The sequence below is a fragment of the Micromonospora inaquosa genome, from assembly GCF_003857055.1.
GTDB classification, from domain to species: Bacteria; Actinomycetota; Actinomycetes; order Mycobacteriales; family Micromonosporaceae; genus Micromonospora; species Micromonospora inaquosa.
Genome location: NZ_QGSZ01000009.1, coordinates 1 through 1,070 on the forward strand (window position 1 = coordinate 1; position 1,070 = coordinate 1,070).

At 67.6% G+C, this 1,070-nt stretch carries 1 protein-coding gene; it reads right to left on the reverse strand.

Annotated features, from left to right (window positions below; genetic code table 11):
* On the reverse strand, window positions 1-1,070 hold a 1,070-nt coding region (locus DLJ59_RS36145; protein ID WP_482805352.1), incomplete at both ends, for a TrbL/VirB6 family protein.

Consider the following 1,070-nt stretch of genomic DNA (forward strand, 5'->3'; position numbering starts at 1 on the left):
GTCCGGGACGACCGGGACCGGGACGGGGTACCGGTCCGCCCCCACGGACAGTCGTCCCCGCCGCCCGCCCGGCGACCTTCGATCCGCCCAGCGCGCCGGCTGCCAGGCCGAGGGTTTTGAACGTCAGGTAGGTCGAGACGAGTTGGCCGAGCAGGCCCCGGCCGCGGGATTGACCGAGTGGGCCGAGGATGAACTGTTTCATCCAGCCGGGCAGTTTGATGAGGACCCACAGCATCGTCAGGCAGACGCCGATGCCGAGGAAGCCGTCGGTGGTGATCGGTAGGCCGAGGACCGCCGGTCCGGTTGGGGTGAGGAACACCCGGATGGTGGCCAGCATGATGAAGGCTTGGGCGAGTTGCATGCCTAGGCACGCGCCGAACGCCCGCCACCAGGTGTAGGCCAGGCCCTCGGTCTGCGGGGTGGCGTGACACATCAACGCGAGCGGGGACACCCCGATCAGCAGAATCATGGCCGCTACGCGCAGGATGAAGGTCAGCACGACCACGATGGCCATTACCAGCGCGGCGAGGATCATCATCGTCAGCAGGAAATTGTTGCCCTGGCTGGCGTTGGTCAGTGCCTGGGTGATCGCGGTCGCGGCGGCCGGACCGTCGACGCCTTGACCGGCGATCGCGGCGGTCAGCGCGTTGACGATGGTGAGGATCTCGGCGCACAGCAGCAGCGAGAGGTTCGCCCCGACCCCGCCGATCACTAGGCGCGGCAGGATCTCCTTGAGACCGTGGCGGCTTTGCAGGGTCTCCCGGGAGGTGACGACGAACCCGCCGATGACCACGAACAGCACGAAGACGGCGTTGGCGATGACCAGACTCGTCGTCCACATCGCCTTGACCTGCTCGTTGTTCGTCAGGTCTGGGGTCGACAGGACGGTCTTGCCGAGGGTGTCCATGACCGGGGCCAGGCCAGTCTCGACTACCCAGGCGAAGAAGTCCTTGATCGCCTTGCGGATCTGACCGGGAATGTCGTACCAGGCCGGGTCGTCGGTCGAGGTGGCCGGCGGCGGCGTCGGACTGGTTCCGGGTGACGGGTCCGGGGTCGGGGTGGGGTTGGGC